The 17,626-nt window shown below is 60.8% G+C and carries 16 protein-coding genes; 7 read left to right on the top strand and 9 right to left on the bottom strand.

From position 1 onward, the window contains the following. Nucleotides 1-41: 41 nt before the first annotated feature. Both HB676_RS31740 and HB676_RS31735 read right to left on the bottom strand, forming a co-directional pair. Nucleotides 42-737 (bottom strand): 3-oxoacid CoA-transferase subunit B, encoded by a 696-nt coding sequence (locus HB676_RS31740; protein WP_249780560.1) that lies wholly within the window; start codon nt 735-737, stop codon nt 42-44. Beyond that, nucleotides 734-1,420 (bottom strand): 3-oxoacid CoA-transferase subunit A, encoded by a 687-nt coding sequence (locus HB676_RS31735; protein WP_218625910.1) that lies wholly within the window; start codon nt 1,418-1,420, stop codon nt 734-736. Before HB676_RS31735 ends, HB676_RS31740 begins: the two co-directional genes overlap by 4 nt. 278 nt (nt 1,421-1,698) lie before the next feature. On the opposite strand from HB676_RS31735, the gene HB676_RS31730 reads away from it, so the two are divergent. The 6 genes from HB676_RS31730 to HB676_RS31705 all read left to right on the top strand — a co-directional run bounded on the left by HB676_RS31730 (nt 1,699) and on the right by HB676_RS31705 (nt 9,698). Continuing rightward, nucleotides 1,699-2,184, top strand: a complete 486-nt coding sequence (locus HB676_RS31730) for a 2Fe-2S iron-sulfur cluster-binding protein (RefSeq protein ID WP_213742442.1) — start codon at nt 1,699-1,701, stop codon at nt 2,182-2,184. Nucleotides 2,185-2,269: 85 nt separating this feature from the next. Then, nucleotides 2,270-4,615, top strand: coding sequence for a xanthine dehydrogenase family protein molybdopterin-binding subunit (locus HB676_RS31725; protein WP_213742441.1), 2,346 nt, complete (start codon nt 2,270-2,272; stop codon nt 4,613-4,615). Between the two features lie 14 nt (nt 4,616-4,629). Further along, the gene (locus HB676_RS31720) at nt 4,630-5,430 is read left to right on the top strand and encodes a xanthine dehydrogenase family protein subunit M (protein ID WP_213742440.1); all 801 of its coding nucleotides are present in this window, start codon (nt 4,630-4,632) and stop codon (nt 5,428-5,430) included. 784 nt (nt 5,431-6,214) lie between these two features. Further along, on the top strand, nt 6,215-8,044 hold the full coding sequence (locus HB676_RS31715) for a hypothetical protein (RefSeq protein ID WP_346347472.1): 1,830 nt from the start codon (nt 6,215-6,217) through the stop codon (nt 8,042-8,044). A 139-nt stretch (nt 8,045-8,183) separates the two neighbouring features. Beyond that, a complete protein-coding gene (locus tag HB676_RS31710) occupies nt 8,184-9,299 on the top strand; it encodes a CoA transferase (RefSeq protein ID WP_213742439.1) in 1,116 nt (371 codons plus the stop codon). Between the two features lie 87 nt (nt 9,300-9,386). Beyond that, nucleotides 9,387-9,698, top strand: coding sequence for a DUF1272 domain-containing protein (locus HB676_RS31705; protein WP_213742438.1), 312 nt, complete (start codon nt 9,387-9,389; stop codon nt 9,696-9,698). 98 nt (nt 9,699-9,796) lie between these two features. Here the strand turns inward: HB676_RS31705 and fahA are convergent, their stop codons facing one another. The 5 genes from fahA to HB676_RS31680 all read right to left on the bottom strand — a co-directional run bounded on the left by fahA (nt 9,797) and on the right by HB676_RS31680 (nt 15,486). Next, nucleotides 9,797-11,068: a fumarylacetoacetase gene (gene fahA, locus HB676_RS31700; RefSeq protein ID WP_213742465.1), complete on the bottom strand. Its 1,272-nt coding sequence runs from the start codon at nt 11,066-11,068 to the stop codon at nt 9,797-9,799. A 159-nt stretch (nt 11,069-11,227) separates the two neighbouring features. Beyond that, on the bottom strand, nt 11,228-12,574 hold the full coding sequence (gene hmgA, locus HB676_RS31695) for a homogentisate 1,2-dioxygenase (RefSeq protein WP_213742437.1): 1,347 nt from the start codon (nt 12,572-12,574) through the stop codon (nt 11,228-11,230). A 1-nt stretch (nt 12,575) separates the two neighbouring features. Next, a complete protein-coding gene (locus tag HB676_RS31690; RefSeq protein WP_213742436.1) occupies nt 12,576-13,529 on the bottom strand; it encodes an MBL fold metallo-hydrolase in 954 nt (317 codons plus the stop codon). Between the two features lie 118 nt (nt 13,530-13,647). Beyond that, nucleotides 13,648-13,872, bottom strand: a complete 225-nt coding sequence (locus HB676_RS31685) for a DUF2783 domain-containing protein (RefSeq protein ID WP_213742435.1) — start codon at nt 13,870-13,872, stop codon at nt 13,648-13,650. Between the two features lie 9 nt (nt 13,873-13,881). Then, nucleotides 13,882-15,486 (bottom strand): FAD-dependent oxidoreductase, encoded by a 1,605-nt coding sequence (locus tag HB676_RS31680; protein ID WP_213742434.1) that lies wholly within the window; start codon nt 15,484-15,486, stop codon nt 13,882-13,884. Between the two features lie 98 nt (nt 15,487-15,584). Here HB676_RS31680 and HB676_RS31675 point away from each other — a divergent pair, with 98 nt between their 5' ends. Continuing rightward, complete coding sequence (locus tag HB676_RS31675; protein WP_249780559.1) at nt 15,585-16,073, top strand: MarR family transcriptional regulator; 489 nt, start codon at nt 15,585-15,587, stop codon at nt 16,071-16,073. A gap of 96 nt (nt 16,074-16,169) precedes the next feature. Here the strand turns inward: HB676_RS31675 and HB676_RS31670 are convergent, their stop codons facing one another. Together HB676_RS31670 and HB676_RS31665 are read right to left on the bottom strand one after the other, a co-directional pair. Then, nucleotides 16,170-16,526: a RidA family protein gene (locus HB676_RS31670; RefSeq protein ID WP_213742432.1), complete on the bottom strand. Its 357-nt coding sequence runs from the start codon at nt 16,524-16,526 to the stop codon at nt 16,170-16,172. A gap of 14 nt (nt 16,527-16,540) precedes the next feature. Beyond that, nucleotides 16,541-17,347: an N-acyl homoserine lactonase family protein gene (locus tag HB676_RS31665; protein WP_213742431.1), complete on the bottom strand. Its 807-nt coding sequence runs from the start codon at nt 17,345-17,347 to the stop codon at nt 16,541-16,543. Nucleotides 17,348-17,626: the final 279 nt, after the last annotated feature.

The raw sequence follows: 17,626 nt of genomic DNA, 5'->3' as shown, positions 1-17,626 counted from the left end.
TGCTTATGCGGTGCGGACCTGATTGCGCTGCGCGGGCTTGATTATGCTGCGCGAGCCTGGGGCGGCGCCAGAGCCTGCCAGTTGGAGGCCAGTTGCAGCTTCGGCTCGGTCAGGGCCTGCAGCGCCTCCAGCGTCATGCCCGGAATCATCTCGATGACGGAAAGACCCTGGGGCGTCACATCGATCACGGCGAGATTGGTGTAGATGCGCTTCACGCAGCCGGCCGCCGTCAGCGGGTAGGTGCAAGACTTCAGAATACGCGGCTCCCCCTTTTTGCTGGTGTGCTCCATGATGACGCGGATGGCCTTGGCGCCGACCGCCAGATCCATCGCGCCGCCGACGCCGGGCGGAAACGCCGGGTCTTCCGTGGACCAGTTCGCAAGGTCGCCCTTTTCGGAGACCTCGAAAGCGCCGAGAAGGCTGACATCGAGATGGCCGCCGCGGATCATCAGAAACGCATCGGCGTGGTGGACGAAGCAGCCGCCCGCGACCAGCGTCGTGTTGTTCTTTCCGGCATCGATCATATACGGGTCTTCCTCGCCCGGCGCGGGCTTCGGACCCATACCGAGGATGCCGTTCTCACTGTGAAAGATCACCTCGCGGCCTGATGGCACGTAGCTCGCGGCCAGCGTCGGAATGCCGATGCCGAGATTGACATAATCGCCTTCCTTCAAATCCTGCGCGGCGCGCCAGGCCATTTGTTCGCGCGTCAGGGGCTGACAGGATTCGGGGATCATGCTTTGGCTCCAACAACTTGGGCTCCAACAACGACCACGCGATCGACAAAGATGCTCGGCGTGACGACGGCTTCGGGATCGAGCGCACCGAGTTCTACCATGCCATCGACCTCGACCACCGTGAGATCGGCGGCCATCGCCATCACAGGATTAAAGTTCCGCGCCGACTTGATGTAGGTCAGATTACCCCAGCGATCGGCCTTGTTGGCCTTGATCAGCGCGACGTCGCCCTTCAGCGGCTTCTCGAACACATGCAGGCGACCGTCGATCTGGCGGGTTTCCTTGCCCTCGCCCAACTTCGTTCCCGCCGACACCGGCGAGAAGAAACCGCCAAGGCCGGCGGCGTGGCAGCGCATACGTTCGCTGATGATGCCTTGCGGAACCAATTCCAGTTCGAGGCTCTTGGCGCGGTAGGCATTGAGAAAGGCGCTGTAATCGCCGGAGCGCGGATAAGAGCAGATCACCTTGCGAACCCGGCCGGAATTGATCAGCCGGGCCAGGCCGTGATCGCCATTGCCGGAATTGTTGGCGACGATCGTCAACTCCCTGGCACCCTGTTCGTGCAGTGCATCAAGCAGATGATCCGCGACACCGACTGCGCCGAATCCAGCCACCAATACTGTCGACCCGTCGCGAACCCCGGCGACGGCGTCGGCGGTCGTCTTCACCTGCTTGTCGATCAACGCGAATGGCTCCTTCGACCGGGATCCTTGCCGTTTGCAGTCCGTGGCTTACGCCGGGACCGGCTTGGACTGAATAGACCATCAACGCCGGTGCCGAGAAAGCCGCAAATTTGCATATGGCGTCTTCCTCAACCCTCCCCTGGAAGCAGCAAAGCCTTGTCCAAACCTTGCCTTTGGTCGGCATCGCAATGCGATACGCGACGAAATTCCTAGTTGCAAAGTCTGCACCCCGTGCGTCTAATTCATGCAAGCAAAAAAGCCATTGGGAGGAACCAGACGTGTCTACAGTCAAATTGACCGTGAACGGCAAGGGTGTCTCGGCCGATCTTGAGGATCGGACTCTCCTTGTCCATCTGCTGCGCGATCATTTCAACCTGACCGGCACCCATGTCGGTTGCGATACCAGCCAGTGCGGCGCCTGCGTCGTTCACATCGACGGGCGCGCCGTCAAATCATGCACCGTACTGGTCGGCCAGGCCAACGGCGTCAACGTCACCACCATCGAGGGTATTTCGAAGGGCGACGAGCTGCACCCGATGCAGGCGGCATTCCGCGACAATCATGGCCTGCAATGCGGCTACTGTACGCCCGGCATGATCATGTCCGCGATCGATATCGTCCACCGGCACAGCGGCCAGCTCGACGAAGATACTGTCCGGCATGAGCTGGAAGGCAATATCTGCCGCTGTACCGGCTACCACAACATCGTCAAATCGGTGCTGGATGCCGCCGGCCGCATGAAGGTCGCGCAAGCAGCGGAATAGCTGCGAGCTACCTGTTGCCGAATTCGAGACCGCCGAATTTCGATGGAAATGGCGGAGAGTAAAACTCCGATAGGGAGATCAGGACATGGGCGTTGAAGGCATTGGCGCAAGCGTCGTGCGCAAGGAAGACCGGCGTTTCATCACGGGCAAGGGCCGTTACGTCGACGACATCAAGCTCCAGGGCATGACCCATGCCCATTTCATCCGCAGCCCGCACGCGCACGCCAAGGTAAAAAATATCGACTCCTCGGTCGCGATGAAGATGCCGGGCGTGGTCGGCGTGCTGACCGGACAGGAGATCGTCGATGACAAGGTCGGCAATCTCATCTGCGGCTGGGCGATTTCTTCCAAGGACGGCACACCGATGAAGATGGGCGCGTGGCCGGCGATGGCGCCGGAGACGGTGCGCTTTGCCGGCCAGGCAGTCGCCGTTGTCATCGCCGAGACCAAGAATCTGGCAAAGGACGCGGCGGAAGCCGTCATCGTCACCTACGAGGAACTTCCGGCCGTGGCGGATATTGCCGCCGCAATCAGACCCGGCGCGCCGCAACTGCATCCGGAAGCACCGGGCAACATCGTCTATGACTGGGCGATCGGCGACGAGGCTGCCGTCAAGGACGCCTTCAGCAAAGCGGCCAACATCGTGTCGCTCGATCTCACCAATAACAGGCTGGTGCCGAACGCCATGGAACCGCGTGCGGCGATCGCGGAATATAACGAAGCCGAAGAACATTTCACGCTGTACACGACCTCGCAGAATCCGCATGTCGCGCGGCTGGTGTTGTCGGCCTTTTACAACATCGCCCAGGAACACAAGCTGCGGGTAATCGCACCCGATGTCGGCGGCGGTTTCGGCTCGAAGATCTACATCTATCCGGAAGAAATGGTGGCGCTGTGGGCCTCCAAGAAGGTCCGGCGCCCGGTGAAATGGACCGGCGATCGGTCCGAGGCCTTCCTCACCGACGCCCATGGCCGCGACCATGTCTCGAAAGCGGAAATGGCGTTCGACAAGGACAACAGGATCGTTGCCCTGCGGGTCAAGACCCACGCCAATTTCGGCGCCTATATGTCGCTGTTCTCGTCAGCCGTGCCGACCTATCTCTATGCGACGCTGCTGTCTGGCCAGTACAACATTCCCTCGATCTATGCCGAGGTGATCGCCGTCTATACCAACACCACACCGGTCGATGCCTACCGGGGCGCAGGCCGTCCCGAAGCGAGTTTTCTGATCGAACGCATGATGGAAACCGCGGCGCGGCAGTTGAAGGTCGATCCGGCGGATTTACGCCGCAAGAACTTCATCACGACCTTCCCGCACCAGACGCCTGTAATCATGGCCTATGATATCGGCGATTTCGGCGCGTCGCTCGATGTCGCACTGAAGGCGATCGACTATGCCGGTTTCCCCGCCCGCAAGGAAAAGGCGAAGAAAGAAGGCAAGCTGCGCGGCATAGGTTTCTCCTGCTACATTGAGGCCTGCGGTATTGCGCCCTCGAAAGCAGTCGGCAGCCTCGGCGCCGGCGTCGGCCTGTGGGAATCCGCCGAGGTCCGCGTCAATCCGGTCGGCACCATCGAGGTCCTGACGGGATCGCACAGCCACGGCCAGGGCCACGAGACGACATTCGCCCAACTCGTTGCGGAACGTCTCGGCGTTCCGATCAGCCAGGTGCAGATTGTCCATGGCGACACCGACAAGGTGCAGTTCGGCATGGGCACTTACGGCTCGCGCTCGCTCGCCGTCGGCGGCACCGCCATCGTCAAGGCGATGGAGAAGGTCGAAGCCAAGGGCAAAAAAATCGCGGCGCATCTGCTCGAAGCGTCCGAAGGCGACATCGTCATTGAGAACGGCGAGTTCAAGGTCACCGGCACCGACAAGTCGATTGCGCTGCCAATGGTCGCGCTCGCCGCCTACACCGCGCACAATCTGCCTGACGGCATGGAGCCTGGCCTCAAGGAAACCGCGTTTTACGACCCCACCAACTTCACCTTCCCGGCAGGGGCCTATATCTGCGAACTCGAGGTTGATTCCGGCACCGGCAAAACCAGCTTCGTCAATTTTGTCGCAGTCGACGATTTCGGCCGGCTGATCAATCCGATGATTGTCGAAGGCCAGGTCCATGGCGGCCTCGCACAGGGCATAGGTCAGGCGCTGCTCGAAGGCGCGGTTTACGACAGCTCGGGTCAGCTCGTGACCGCGTCGTTCATGGATTACACCATGCCACGTGCCGACGACCTGCCGTCGTTCAAGCTATCGCACACACCGACGCTGTGTCCCGGCAATCCCCTGGGCGTCAAGGGCTGCGGCGAGGCCGGTGCGATCGGCGCCTCCGCCGCCGTCATCAACGCCATCACCGACGCCATCGGCCACAACAAGCTTGAGATGCCGGCGACACCCGATCGGGTGTGGCACGCCATTCACGGCAACGCGTAAGAGGGAGACGGACCATGTATGAGACAACCTATCATCGCCCCTCCTCCGTTGCCGAAGCCACGGCACTTTTCGCCAGCGGTTCGGAGCCCAAATATCTGGCGGGCGGCCACACGCTGATCCCCGTGATGAAGCAGCGGCTGGCCTCACCCTCCGACGTGATCGATCTCGGACGTATCAAGGAACTGGTTGGCATCGAGGTGTCGGCCGACGCACTGACGATCAAGGCCGCAACGACTTACTTCGACATCATGCAAAGCGCCGACGTCAAAAAGGCGATCCCGGCAATCGGGCATCTGACCTCGGTGCTCGGCGATCCCCAGGTGCGCCATCGCGGCACCATCGGCGGCTCGATCGCCAACAACGATCCCGCCGCGGATTATCCCGCGGCCGTTCTGGCGCTCGGCGCGACGGTGAAAACCGACAAGCGCAGCATCGCCGCCGACGATTTCTTCAAGGGACTGTTCACGACTGCGCTTGCGGACGGCGAAATCATCACGCAGATCGTGTTCCCGATTCCCGCCAAGGCGGCTTACGCAAAAATGCGCCACCCCGCCTCGCGTTTCGCACTCACCGGCGTGTTCGTGGCCAGGACCAAAGCGGGAGATGTCCGGGTTGCCGCAACCGGCGCATCGCAGAACGGCGTGATGCGGATACCGGCAATCGAGGCTGCGCTGAAGGCGAACTGGTCGCCGGGCGCACTGGACAGCGTGAAAATCTCCGCTGACGGGCTCCTGACCGATATTCACGGATCGTCGGCCTATCGCGCCAACCTGATCAAGGTGATGGCACAACGCGCGATTGCTGAAGCCGGCTGACCCCGGCATTTCAAGCATTCCGGACAGAACGGCGCGCAGCAATGCGCGCCGTTTCATTTTGAAGCCATGAAACGTCGATAGGATGGGAGCCACATTGCGACAAACCGGCACATTGGAAATTTATCCCGGCTGAACCAATATCTCTTTGATTGAAATATTATAAGTTACGATTTTAGATAGATTATGCATTTTCGGCGGCGCCACGTTGCTCCCGGCCAGCCAGACCGAAACGATTTCTCGCGATTCCGATCGCTGCATCAGGCCGGCCTTCATTCAGCTTTTTTGGAGAACCCTCATGAAAGCGCAGCCCCAGATCGACCTCTCCGCATTTCAGAACCAGGACAATAATTTCGCCAACCTGTCGCTGAACGATCTCGTCACGGCACGAGATTTATTCCACGTTCACCTGATGCGGTATCCCAATGTCGTTGCGACCGCGATCGGACGTTACCGGATACGACAGGGGGATAGCTGGCCAAATGACAAGAAGAAGATCCACGGCACGTCGGCCCGCCGGCTGGATAATTCCGAGGTCAGACCCTATTCCTGGCCGTGCATTCTGGTCTTCGTGAACCAGTGGCAAGACTACAAGGTATTTGCTTCGAAGCCCGACCAGTTCGTACCAGGCACCATATTCATGCCCGACGGGAAACGTGTACCGATCTGCGTTATCGAGGCCCCCAAAGAATCCAAGACGGAGATCGAAGCGCAAAATATTCGTTTTCCGCTGAACAATATCGGCCCCGGCAATCCGATCATCGCGGAAGTACAGGGCCAGGAATACGTGGCCACGGTCGGCTGTCTTGTGAGTGATGGGCACAAGGTATTCGCCCTCACTAACCGGCATGTGACCGGCGATGCCGGAGAAATCGTCTGGTCCGAACTCAATGGCGTACGCGAACGGGTTGGTGTAAGCGCGGCCAAGCAACTCACGCGCCAATCGTTCACATCGATCTATCCGAACTTCCCGGGCAAGGACACTTACGTGAACCTCGACATCGGCTTGATCGAAGTCGACGACGTTTCGCGATGGACCACCAAGGTTCCGGGTATCGGCATTTTGGGGCCAATGGCCGATTTCTCCGGGATAAATCTGACATTGTCACTTGTGGGCTGTCACGTTCGCGGCGTCGGCGCCGCAACGGGAGAAATGCTAGGCGAAATTCAAGGTCTGTTTTACAGATACAAGACGAGTGGCGGCTTCGAGTACGTCTCGGACCTGTTCATCGGTCCGCGCGCACCCGCGAAAACCCGCGGCGGAAAACGATATCCTGCACCCGGGTTTGCAACACATCCCGGCGATTCCGGAACGCTTTGGATGCTGGAGCCAATCGCCGACGCAGATCCGAAGGCCAACGCCGACAAGCCTTTCTTGCCGCTGGCCATGGAATGGGGACGCAACATGCTCGCCTCATCCGAAAGCGCTCCTCCGCAAAGCTTTGCCCTGGCAACGTTGCTGTCGAGAGTCTGCGCGCTTCTCGAAGTCGACCCGGTTCGCGACTGGAATCTCGACCAAACGGATACCTGGGGCGCCCTCGGCCATTTCTCCATCGCGACGCGCACCCTCGTCGCGTTGTCGGGAAAATACCCGCATCTCGATACGCTGATGGAGAATAACAAGGAAATCATAAGCCACGACGATGACGCCCTCGAGGAAGGGGACTTCAAGGGTATGGGCACCCAGGATTTCGTGCCGATGGCGGATGTGCCGGATTTCTTCTGGAAGCCCGGTGTCGGCAAGCAAAACCACACCCGGCCCTCGGAAGGGCCGAACCATTTCGCCGACATGGATCAAAAGGACGCGGACGGCAACACGCTGCTCAGCTTGACGACCAGCCCCGATTTTATCGACCCCGACAAATGGCAGGCTTTCTACGACAGCGTGGACGACATTCTCAGCGGTGAGCCGATCGCGGCGAAGCACCGGGGACTGCTGCCCTTCCGGGTGTGGCAGATTTTCGACGAGATGTGCCAGTTTGCCGCCGATGGCGAAGCCCAGAAATTCGTGTGTGCCGCCGGCGTGCTTACCCACTATGTGGGTGACGCATGCCAGCCTCTCCACATCTCCTACCTCCACGACGGAGATCCAGAACGGCCGCAGGAACATGAGTTCACAAAAGGCAAAAAGGCGGGCACGACCGAGAAGCGTCCGTTAGGCCAGGGCGTCCATTCCGCCTATGAGGATAAGATGGTCTTCGATCATCGCAAGGAAATCCTGAGCGGCCTGATGCGGACGCCACAGGCGAAAAAGAGCGAGCAGATAACGAACGGCTTTGAGGCGGCGCAGAAGACCATCGAGATGATGCGCGACGTATTTAAGCAAATTCCACCGATGGACATGGTCCAGACCTATGTCGACGTCGGCAAAGGCGGAAAAGCGAGTTCCGACGCGTTGTGGGCCGCCTACGGCCAAAAGACCATCAATGTGATGAAGCAGGGTGCCCACCTGTTGGCGGTACTCTGGGAAAGTGCGTGGGAAATCGGCAGCGGCGAGACCAAGGTCCGGTCGTTGCGCGCCCTGACGCAGGACGAAGCCATGGCAATCGTTACCGATCCGGATTTCTTGCCCTCCATGACCGTGGACAAGATTGGAGCAATCCTGAAAAGGCCATGAGGATCGGGCACGGACCCGGGCAAGCGGCGTGCAGCAATGCGCGCCGCACTGCCGGCCGTACTTCTCGCCAAAAGGCGCTTGCCTCCCTTCCCGCAAGGCTAGACAATTTCGTCACCAAGCGACTTCGGGAGACCCCCACGTGCTCGAAAAATCTGCCCCACACTCCTCCGTCGGCGCCTCCGGTCCGCTCGCGGGTTTCCGCGTCGTGGAATTCGCCGGCATCGGACCGGGTCCCTTTGCCTGCATGATGTTGGCCGATATGGGCGCAGAAGTCGTGACACTCGATCGTGTCGGCACCGGCAAGAATCTCAAATCCGCCTCCGGGCGTGGACGGAAGATTGTCGAACTCGACCTGAAGGACAAGGCCGCGATCGCACAGGTGCTCGATCTGCTCGGCGGTGCCGATGCGCTGGTCGAGGGTTTTCGTCCCGGCGTGATGGAGCGGCTCGGTCTCGGCCCTGACGTCGTGCAGGCGCGAAACCCGCGCCTGGTCTATGGCCGCATGACCGGATGGGGCCAGGAGGGCCCGCTGGCGAAGGCCGCCGGCCATGACATCAATTATATCTCGGTCACCGGCGCGCTCGCGGCCATCGGCACCGCCGAAACACCGGTGCCGCCGCTCAATCTGGTCGGCGATTTCGGCGGCGGGGCACTCTATCTCGTGGTCGGCGTGCTCGCCGCATTGCTGGAAGCCAAGACGTCCGGCAAGGGACAGGTGGTGGACGCGGCGATGTGCGACGGCGCGGCGTCGCTGATGTCGATGTTCTTTGACATGACCGCGGCCGGCCGATGGACCGAACAACGAGGGACCAATTTTCTCGACGGCGGCGCGCATTTCTATGGTGTCTATGAATGCGCCTGCAAAAGCTTCATTTCGATCGGCTCGATCGAGCCGCAATTCTACGCGCTGCTGCGCGATCTGGCCGGCCTCTCGCATTCCGATTTCGACGCTCACATGGATCGTAAGGCGTGGCCCGCGCTCAAGCAGAAACTGGTGGAGGTGTTCAAGACCAAGACGCGCGACGAATGGTGTGAGATCATGGAAGGCACCGACATCTGCTTCGCGCCGGTCCTGACCATGAAGGAAGCGCCGGAACATCCGCACATGGCGGCCCGACAGACCTTCGTGACCCGCCACGGCGTCACCCAGCCCGCACCGGCGCCGCGCTTTTCGCGCACGCCCTCGACGATCCGCGACACCGCGATGGCCGATATCGCGAGCCTGACCCGTGAATGGCAGGCCGGGAAACGATAGCTATCCCGTCCGGAATCGAGGGGAATTCGTCATTCAAGCCGCGTCGCTGATTTGCGATCATCGTCGCTTCACGGGGGAAGACGGACCATGGCATTGCAACTCCGGCCGAACTGCGAATATTGCGATAGGGATCTCCCGCCCAATTCAACGGACGCGCGGATCTGCAGCTACGAGTGTACGTTTTGCGCTGAATGCGCCGAGAGCAAACTCGACAATGTCTGCCCGAACTGCGGCGGCGGATTTGTTCCGCGGCCAATCCGCCCGACGAGGGAATGGCGGCCTGGTGTGTGCGCCGAGAAACAACTGCCGTCAGACAAGCGCGTGCATCTGAAATATGGTCTCGACGATGTCGCCGCGCATTGCGGACGGATCAGGGATATTGCGCCGGAAGAGCGGTGAGCTGTCTCTCTCGTCGTCATTCCGGGGCCTGCGCAGCAGGAACCCGGAATCTCGAGATTCCGGGTCTGGTCCTTCGGACCATCCCGGAATGACGGCGGCTACTGCGCCGGCAGGATCGTCCCTTCGACCTCGCCAAAACCCACACGGTAGCCGTCGCCCTGGCACCAACCGTGTAAACTGAGGGAATCTCCGTCTTCGAGAAAGGTCCGCTTGATACCGCCTGATAATTCAACCGGCTCGGTGCCATTCCACGAGATTTCAAGCAGGCTGCCGCGTTGGTCCTTCTCCGGCCCGCTGATGGTGCCGCTGCCCAAGAGATCGCCGATATTCATCGCGCAGCCGGACGACGCGTGATGCACGAGCTGCTGCACCGACGACCAGTACATGTATTTGAAATTGGTACGGCAGATTCGCATCGACTCCTTCATCGGCGCCGCACGCAAGCCGACATCGAGTTGCAGATCGTAATTGTTGGGTTGCACCTGCTGCAGATAGGGCAACGGCGCTGGATCCTGCGCCGGGCCCTGCACGCGAAACGGCTCCAGCGCCTCGCGGGTCACGATCCACGGGCTGATCGAGGTCGCGAAGGCCTTGCCCTGGAACGGGCCGAGCGGGACATATTCCCATTGCTGGATGTCGCGCGCGCTCCAGTCGTTCAACAGCACAAAGCCGAAGATCATCTCCGCGGCGCTGACCTCGTCGAGCATCTCGCCCATCGGCGAGGGCTGTCCGATCACGACGCCCATTTCCAGTTCGAAGTCGAGCCGCCTGCACGCGCCAAAGCTCGGAAGCTCCGCGCCCGGCGGCTTCAACTGACCGCGGGGGCGGCGCACTTTGGTGCCGCTGACCACCACGGTCGATGCGCGCCCGTTATAGCCGATTGGCATATGCAGCCAGTTCCGCTGCAACGCATTGTCCTTGCCACGGAACATGACGCCGACATTGGTAGCGTGTTCCTTCGACGAATAAAAATCCGTGTAGCCGGAGACCGCGATCGGCATATGCAGTTTCACCTGCGCCATCGGCACCAGCGCGAGTTTGCGCAACTCCTCATTGTCGCGCAGTTCGGGATTGTCATGACGCAACAACTCGCTGATCCGCGCGCGGGTGTGCGACCAGAGTTTTGGCCCCAGCGCCATGAAGGGATTGAGCGTCGGTGCCGAGAACGCGCCGAGGTCACCGACATTCAACCGGCCGTCCTGTTCGAGCTCCCAGAGGTCGAGCACGAAATCGCCGATCGCGACGCCGACGCGCGGCGCCAATCCACCGCCGGACGAGAACACGCCGTAAGGGAGATTCTGGATCGGGAAGTCAGATGTTGGATCGACGGGGACGAAGGAGTAGAGCGAGGGATCGTTGGGATGGGGCACCATTTTCAGTCCTGATTATTGTTTGTCGTCATTCCGGGGCATCGCGCAGCGATGAACCCGGAATCTCGAGATTCCCCGATGTGCAATTGCACATCTGAGGTCTGGTCCTTCGGACCATCCCGGAATGACGTTGAAAGAGTTTTGCTCGGCCCTGAGATTTCACGGCCGGTTCGGATCAAACCTCTTCTCCAGCCCCTTCCAGCAGTCCGCGTAATCGTCCTGCAGCGTCGGACTCTTCGCGGCATGCGCCGTCACACGCTGCGGATATCTGGTCTCGAACATGAAGGCCATGGTGCCCGTCAGCTTGACCGGCTTGAGCTCGGAATTGCTGGCGTGCTCGAAGGCCTCGCGGTCGGGACCGTGCGGCAGCATCATGTTGTGCAGGCTGATGCCGCCGGGCGTGAAACCTTGCGGCTTGGCGTCATAGACACCGTAGATCAGCCCCATGAACTCCGACATGATGTTCATGTGATACCAGGGCGGACGGAAGGTGTTTTCCGCCACCGCCCAGCGTTCCGGGAAAATCACAAAATCGATATTCGCGGTGCCCGCGGTTTCCGACGGCGAGGTCAAGACTGTGAAGATCGATGGATCGGGGTGATCGAAACCGATCGCCCCGACCGGCGAGAACGCCCGCAGATCGTATTTGTACGGCGCGTAATTGCCATGCCACGCCACCACGTCGATCGGCGAATGCGGCAATTGGGTCACGAACAACTCCCCGCCCCATTTCACGAACAATTCGGTCGGCGTGTCCTTGTCCTCGTAGGCCGCCACCGGCGTGAGAAAATCGCGCGCATTGGCCAGGCAATTGGCGCCGATCGGACCACGTTCCGGCAGCGTGAAGGCTCCGCCGTAATTCTCACAGAGATAACCGCGCACCGGACCCGCTGTGATCTCGACGCGGAATTTCACGCCACGCGGGATGATCGCGATTTCACCGGGCTCGATATCGATCCGGCCAAACTCCGTGACAAAACGAAGGCTGCCCTGCTGCGGCACGAACAGCAGCTCGCCATCGGCATTGTAGAAATGCTGATCGACCATCGATTTCGTGATCAGAAACACATGCGCGGCCATGCCGGCTTGCGTGTTGGCGTCGCCCGCCGTGGTCATGGTCTGCACGCCCTGCAGGAAGGTTATGTCTTCTTTCGGGATCGGCGCCGGGTCCCAGCGCAATTGCGCGATCGGCAATTCGACTTCATGACACGGCGCGGTGCGCCATAATTTGGCATCGGCCTTGGCGAAGCGGCCGGAATGCCGCACCGACGGCCGAATGCGATAAAGCCAGGAACGCTCATTGCTGCCACGCGGTGCCGTGAACGGCGAACCGGAGAGCTGTTCGGCATAAAGCCCGTAAGCGCAGCGCTGCGGCGAGTTGCGCCCGATCGGCAGCGCGCCCGGCAGCGCTTCGGTCTCGAAACTGTTGCCGAAGCCGGACATATAGCCCGGGGTGATGTTCTGAGAATTGCGGCTGACGAGATCAGGCGACGTATTGATATTCATGTCATCCTCCTTGCAGGCTGGCCCACATTTCCCGATCGCGCTTGTCGGTCCAGATCACGGGGTCGTCGATTCCCGAAGCTTCATCGAACGCCCGCGAGACGTTGAACGGCAGGCAATGCTCGTAGATCGCAAAGTTTTGGAATTTCGGATCCATCACTTCGCGGGCCGCCGCCATCGTCTCCTTGAGATTGCGTCCCCGGGCGACCGCGGCTTCCGCCGCGCCATAGAGCGTAGTCACGAAATCGCGCGTCATCGCAATCGCATCGCGCCCGGTCGCCAGCCCCTTGAGCGCATCGCCGCGCCCCGGCGCGATCGCCTTGGGATTGAAGGCGCGAATTTCGTTCAGCGTCGCCGGCCATTCGCGTAAATGCGCGTCGCCGCAATAGCAGGCCGAATGATATTCGATCAGGTCGCCTGAAAACATCACCTCGGCATCGGGCACCCACGCCACGATATCGCCGGAGGTGTGACCCGCGCCTAGCTGCATCAGGCGCACTTCGCGCTTGCCGAGAAAGATCGACATCTCGCCCTCGAACGTCAGAGTCGGCCAGGTCAGGCCGGGAATGCTTTGCGCGTCCTGAAACAACCGGGGGAAGCGGCCATATTCGGAATCCCAATCCTGCTGGCCGCGTTCCTCGACCAGCCGATAGGTTTCCGACGAGGCAATCACGGCTTGCGCCTTGTAGGCCGACGCGCCGAGCACCCGCACCGCGTGGTAATGCGACAACACCACATATTTGATCGGCTTGTCGGTAACGGTGCGCACGCGCTCGATCACTTTATTGGCCATAGCCGGCGTCGCCTGCGCGTCGAACACCAGGCAGCCGTCGTCGCCGACGATGATAGCGGAATTGGGATCGCCCTCGGCGGTGAAGGCATAGAGATCGGTGCCGATCTCCGAGAATGTCACCTTCTTCTCCGCCATGTCAGTGGTGGATGCGAAACCTTTGGCCATCAGTCCAGTCCTCTCTATCCCCGTCATTGCGAGGAGCGAAGCGACGAAGCAATCCATACTTCAGTGCGGATGGTGGATTGCTTCGCTCGCAATGACGCCACTGGGTGTATTCATTCTATTATTGCTGCTGCTGTTGTTGCTGACTTGCATCGACCATGCGCCGCTTGGCGAGCGCGATCGCCTCGCGCAGCACCTCGATATCTCCGATGTGATTGGCCAGGATCAGCACCAGCGCCGCATCGAGTTCGGCGCTGTGCTCGTCGCTCAATCCGCGATGCGCCTCGACGACAGCGCGAAAGGCGTCATCCGGCTTGGCGAAATTTGAACTGGTCGATAATCCCATTCGATCACCTCAGTTGTGGCCGGCGGCGCGCGCCAGCGCCGCGTCGAGCATCGCACGGGTCGGATGCCGAAATCGCGCGGCGACGTAGCCGTCCGGCCGCACCAAATAGGCCGTGCCGGGCTGCGCATCATAGCGCGCGCCGGCCAGTCCCGCCGCATCCGAAAGACCGTCCTTGCCGCCAATACGGATCACACCGATATCGTCGGGAGTTTCAACCGCAGCGCCATTACTGAACTCAAGCAGCGTGAAACGCGTTCCGGCTTTAATGAAGACTTCGGTCAAATAGGCGGTTTCTCCTCCGAGCGGCGCGTCCGGCAGCGAGGCGCCGGGCGCCGGGCCGCCGCGCCAGGCGTCGCGGTCCGCGGTCGACAGCGACGAATCATAGATCGAGGGAACCGAGAGCCGGCCGCCATTAATCATGCGCTTGCCGAATTCGGTTTCCCTGGCCAGCAACAGCACCGCCTTCCGCAACCGCGCCTCGTGGCGCGAGGTCGGCGCCATGAAGTCAGTCGATCGGGTCGATTCGCGGATGTTCTCGTCGGCCGCCGCACTTCGCTCGCTGTGATACGTCTCCAGCAAGGCTTCCGGCGAGGTCCTGCGCAGCACACGATCCAGTTTCCAGGCGAGATTCTCGGCGTCTTCCAGGCCGGAATTGGCGCCACGCGCGCCGAATGGCGACACCTGATGCGCGGCGTCGCCCGCGAACAACACGCGGCCATGGATGAATTTGTCCATCCGGCGGCACTGGAATTTGTAAAGCGAAATCCATTCGAACTCGAACTTGTCATGCCCGAGCATGCGCGCGATCCGCGGCCGCACATTTTCCGGCCGCTTCTCCGCGACGGGGTCGGCATCCGGATTGAGTTGCAGATCGATCCGCCAGATGTCATCGGGCTGTTTGTGCAATAACGCCGAGCGCCCGGCATGAAAGGGCGGATCGAACCAGAACCAGCGCTCGGTCGGAAATTCCGCGGCCATCCGGACATCTGCGATCAGGAATTGATCCTCGAACACCTGTCCGGCGAATTCCGCGCCGACCATTTGCCGCAGCGACGAGCGAGCGCCGTCGCAGGCAACAACATAATTCGCGCGCAGTCGATAAGACCCGTCCGGCGTCTCGACCGTCAGCACCGCATGATCGTTGCGCTGTTCCAGCGCGGTCACTTTATTGCGCCAGCGCAGGTCGATCGGCACGAGTTCCCCGACGCGGTCCACCAGATAGGCTTCGGCATAGAATTGCTGGAGGTTGATGAAGGCCGGCCGCTTGTGGCCTTCCTCGGGCAGCAGGTTGAACTGATACAGTTGCGATGCACCGTGGAAAATCTTGCCGACGCTCCACACCACACCCTTGTCGACCATGCGCTGGCCGATGCCGAGCCGGTCCCAATATTCCAGCGAGCGCTTTGAGAAACAGATCGCGCGCGAACCCTCGCCGATCCGGTCGGCGTCATCGAGCAGCACGACAGGCTGGCCGCGCTGCGCCAGATCGATCGCCAGCGACAATCCGACCGGTCCGGCGCCGACCACGACAACCGGATATTGCGCGACGTCGCCACCGGTCCGATCCTGATCGGCGTGGCGACGATAACCGAACTGGGCTTTGGACTGCGCCATTCACATTGCTCAGGAATTTGATCCGGGCTAAGATAGTCGCATCTGCAACTATCTAAACTCCCCGCGCATTCCCCAGTCAACTCAAATTGGAGCGATTGTTGCCAAAAACGTCCTCCAGACTGGACCTGTTCAGGTTTGTGCCGTTCCGGCTGAACCGGCTGGCCGCCGAGGTTTCGGCCGCGCTATCGGGTGAATATCAGGAGCGCTACGGTCTCGATATTCCGGAATGGCGCGTGCTGGCGACGCTCGGCTTCCGCAACGACGCGTGCAGTGCGCAATACATCGCGCATTGCACCCGCACACATAAGTCTACCATCAGCCGCGCTGTCACGGCACTGATGACACGACAACTGGTCGAACGGATCGAGAATGAAGACGATCGCCGCGAGTTCCGGCTGCGCATGACGCGGAAGGGAAAGGCGCTTTACGAACAGCTGATCCCGCGCCTGCTGCGCAAGGAGAGCGAGATCATGTCCTGCCTCTCGGCACAGGAGCAAAAGGATTTCGCGCGTCTGCTCGGCAAGATCGAGACGAGCCTCGATCTGGTGCAGACCAGCCGGGAAGCGGACGGGACGAAAGCGTATTGATTGACCACGTCATTCCGGGGCGATGCGCAGCATCGAACCCGGAATCTCGAGATTCCGGGTTCGTGCTTCGCACGCCCCGGAATGACGAAGGTAATTTCACTTCGCCGCTGTCACCACGATCTCCACAATATGCGGCGCTTCGAGTTCGACGCCGATGCAGGCGCGCATCGGCGGGTTTGACGGATCGACCCATTCGTCCCAGGCGCGGTTCATTTCGCCCTTCTTCTTGATGTCGGCGACATAGACGATGGCCGAGAGGATTTTGCTTTTGTCCGAACCGCAAAGCGCGAGGCTTTCATCGATGCGCGCGAGCGCCTTGGCGGTCTGCTCGTACATCGAGGCAGTAACCGGATCGGGCGCGACCGCCACCGTGAACACCAGATTGTCGTGAACGACGGCGCGGCTGCGGGTAGGCGTGAGGCCCGGAAATCGGCTGATGGTTCTGTCTGACATCTGCGCTCGCAACTCTATTTGACGAACGAACGCGAGGGTTTCAGGTGCAGGGCAAACGCATCGGCCTTGTCGCCGGCAGCCGGATAGATCTCGGTGACCAGCGGATCGTGGCCGGGGATGACGCGATCGGGATGGCCCGCCAATCGTTCGACGGTTAGCCAGCCCTCGTACATATCGCCGATATTGTAGACGATCGGGAATGGATTGCGGCGATGCATATTGCCGTAGAAATGCGCGGCATCCGACGCCAGCACCACCGGGCCGCGCGCGGTCTCGACCCGCACCACCTGCAAGCCATCGGAATGGCCGCCGACGCGATGCAGTGTCACGCCCGGCGCGACCTCGCCCTCATCGGAATGGAACGTCACACGTTCGCTGAACACATGGCGAACCATCTGCGTGACATGTTCGACCGAAAACGGGTGACGCAAGCCGCTAAAGCACATGCAGCGCCCGGTCGCGAAGCTCATCTCGCGATCCTGCAGATGAAACCGCGCATTCGGAAATAGATCGAGATTGCCGGCATGGTCGTAGTGCAAATGGGTGACGACGATGTCGCGGATGGAGTCGGCACCCACACCAAAGCGCGCCAGCGCATCCACCGGATTGAGCGTGAGCTTGCGATTTCGTAAGCCCGCTTCAACCGCATTGAACCCGGTATCGACCAGAATATCCCGGCCGTGGCCCCGGATCAGCCAGACGAAATAATCGAGATCGGAAGCCGTGGTCTCGTGCGGGTCCGGTGAGAGGTAATTCATGTGCGGCGTGCGGGCCGCCATCGTCGCATAGCGCAGCGCGTAGATTTCGTAGGCGTTTTCCATGGGATTTCTTCTTGGGTTTATTGTTGGTTTTGTTGTGCTGGGACAGGTTTGACCTGACCGCAGCAAGCCATTGTCGTTCACAAAGGTCAAACCCCGCCGTGTTCATGCAGGCTAAGTGGAAATGCAGGTCGCCTGCCGGCGATCCGCCAATGTGAGATCGATCACACAAGCTCCCTTGCGCATGCTGTAGCGTTACCGCGCGGGGGCCGAACGCTACGATTGATATCGAGTGAGAATTACATGTGGGGCGAGCAATTGCAGCGGTTAATTGTCGCGTCA

This window comes from Bradyrhizobium sp. dw_411, from assembly GCF_018449695.1.
GTDB lineage: Bacteria > Pseudomonadota > Alphaproteobacteria > Rhizobiales > Xanthobacteraceae > Bradyrhizobium.
This window is presented reverse-complemented; position numbering and strand designations above follow the sequence as displayed.

What these genes read in the sequence shown, in the direction of transcription:
- HB676_RS31740 (WP_249780560.1), bottom strand. Translation starts at nt 737, where the DNA reads ATGATCCCCGAATCCTGTCAGCCCCTGACGCGCGAACAAATGGCCTGG.
- HB676_RS31725 (WP_213742441.1), top strand. Translation starts at nt 2,270, where the DNA reads ATGGGCGTTGAAGGCATTGGCGCAAGCGTCGTGCGCAAGGAAGACCGG.
- HB676_RS31720 (WP_213742440.1), top strand. Translation starts at nt 4,630, where the DNA reads ATGTATGAGACAACCTATCATCGCCCCTCCTCCGTTGCCGAAGCCACG.
- HB676_RS31705 (WP_213742438.1), top strand. Translation starts at nt 9,387, where the DNA reads ATGGCATTGCAACTCCGGCCGAACTGCGAATATTGCGATAGGGATCTC.
- hmgA (WP_213742437.1), bottom strand. Translation starts at nt 12,574, where the DNA reads ATGAATATCAATACGTCGCCTGATCTCGTCAGCCGCAATTCTCAGAAC.
- HB676_RS31690 (WP_213742436.1), bottom strand. Translation starts at nt 13,529, where the DNA reads ATGGCCAAAGGTTTCGCATCCACCACTGACATGGCGGAGAAGAAGGTG.
- HB676_RS31685 (WP_213742435.1), bottom strand. Translation starts at nt 13,872, where the DNA reads ATGGGATTATCGACCAGTTCAAATTTCGCCAAGCCGGATGACGCCTTT.
- HB676_RS31680 (WP_213742434.1), bottom strand. Translation starts at nt 15,486, where the DNA reads ATGGCGCAGTCCAAAGCCCAGTTCGGTTATCGTCGCCACGCCGATCAG.
- HB676_RS31670 (WP_213742432.1), bottom strand. Translation starts at nt 16,526, where the DNA reads ATGTCAGACAGAACCATCAGCCGATTTCCGGGCCTCACGCCTACCCGC.
- HB676_RS31665 (WP_213742431.1), bottom strand. Translation starts at nt 17,347, where the DNA reads ATGGAAAACGCCTACGAAATCTACGCGCTGCGCTATGCGACGATGGCG.